This is a genomic window from Massilia pseudoviolaceinigra, assembly GCF_030846505.1.
Taxonomy (GTDB): domain Bacteria; phylum Pseudomonadota; class Gammaproteobacteria; order Burkholderiales; family Burkholderiaceae_D; genus Telluria_A; species Telluria_A violaceinigra.
In genome coordinates this window covers 1-1,077 of the sequence record NZ_JAVCWL010000113.1, presented here as the reverse complement: position 1 = coordinate 1,077, position 1,077 = coordinate 1, and the positions used below count along the sequence as shown (strand labels likewise).

The window sequence follows — 1,077 nt, the reverse complement described above, 5'->3', positions numbered from 1 at the left end:
GGCTGACGTCCGGCACGTGGCCGCTTGTTCTTCGGCTTCTCACCGACGAGCAGATCGCGTTGACGCTGCAACTCGGCTTCCATGGCAGCCAGGTCAATTTCCTGGCATTCTTCGAACAGATCACGCTGTTCAGCGGTGAAGGCTTCGCTCTTGTTGGCGAATCGAATGCGGCGATGTTGCGCCAGCTCGAGCTTCAAGGCGGCGATCGTGGCGTGGGCCGCCTTGATGACATCGTCTTTTACCGCCACGGCATCAGCCAGCTGGTCTGCATGCGCGGCCTGCGCCAACAAGGCCCGTACCGCGTCGAGCACGGCAGGATCAAGGTTGGCGTGGGTCAGTTCGTTGAGCAAATCCATCAGCCCAGTTTACCGGGCTCTGCTGATGTTTACAAGCAAGATCGTCTGTACCGGCGCACTACAGTTGCCACTGGCCCGGTGCCGGCGCCGCCATGCGTTGCCAGTCCACGCCCGCGATCAGCCATTGCCATTGCTCACCGCTCATTTGCCAGGTGGCGTCGTCGGCCTGCGGCCATACGAACTGGCCGCGATGCAAGCGGCGCAGGCACAGCCATACGCCATTTCCGTCCCAGCACACCAATTTGAGGCGCGTACGGCGCCGGTTGCTGAACACGTAAGCCGTTCCGTCGCAGGGAGGGCAACCGAGCACTTGCTGCACCAGCAGGGACAGGCCGTCGACGCCGATGCGCATATCGACGGGCCGGGTGGCCAGACGGACCAACTCGACCTGCAACTTCATGCCAACTCGCGCAGTAGTGCCGCCACCCAACTGGCAGGCAAGGCCGGCGGCAATGTGACCGTCCAGCCGCTGGGACTACGCAGGCTCAACGCCGGTGCCGCATCGGTGGAGGCTGCAATCGACACTGGCAGCAGCGCCGCCGGCACGACAGGCGCAGCCAGGCGGCGCGCCCAATAATTAAGCTGCCGCTGCGGGTAGCCCTGGATCTCTGCAAAAGCGCGTTGGGACTGGCCGCTCTTGCGCCATTGCGCAACCCGCTCCTCCCACAATGACTCGCGTTCCAAATTTGCCATCTCTATCTCCAAGTTGAAGATCACAGTG

At 62.9% G+C, this 1,077-nt stretch carries 3 protein-coding genes; all 3 read right to left on the bottom strand.

What is annotated here, in order from left to right; genetic code table 11:
* The coding region (locus RBA40_RS33315; RefSeq protein ID WP_306653194.1) for an IS66 family transposase at positions 1–356 on the bottom strand (356 nt) is incomplete at its 3' end.
* A gap of 58 nt (positions 357–414) precedes the next feature.
* On the bottom strand, positions 415–756 hold the full coding sequence (tnpB, locus tag RBA40_RS33310; RefSeq protein WP_306653193.1) for an IS66 family insertion sequence element accessory protein TnpB: 342 nt from the start codon (positions 754–756) through the stop codon (positions 415–417).
* Positions 753–1,077, bottom strand: a 325-nt coding sequence (gene tnpA / locus RBA40_RS33305; RefSeq protein WP_306653191.1) for an IS66 family insertion sequence element accessory protein TnpA, incomplete at its 5' end; no start/stop codon positions are given. The genes tnpA and tnpB, both read right to left, overlap by 4 nt.

What these genes read in the sequence shown, in the direction of transcription:
- tnpB (WP_306653193.1), bottom strand. Translation starts at nt 756, where the DNA reads ATGAAGTTGCAGGTCGAGTTGGTCCGTCTGGCCACCCGGCCCGTCGAT.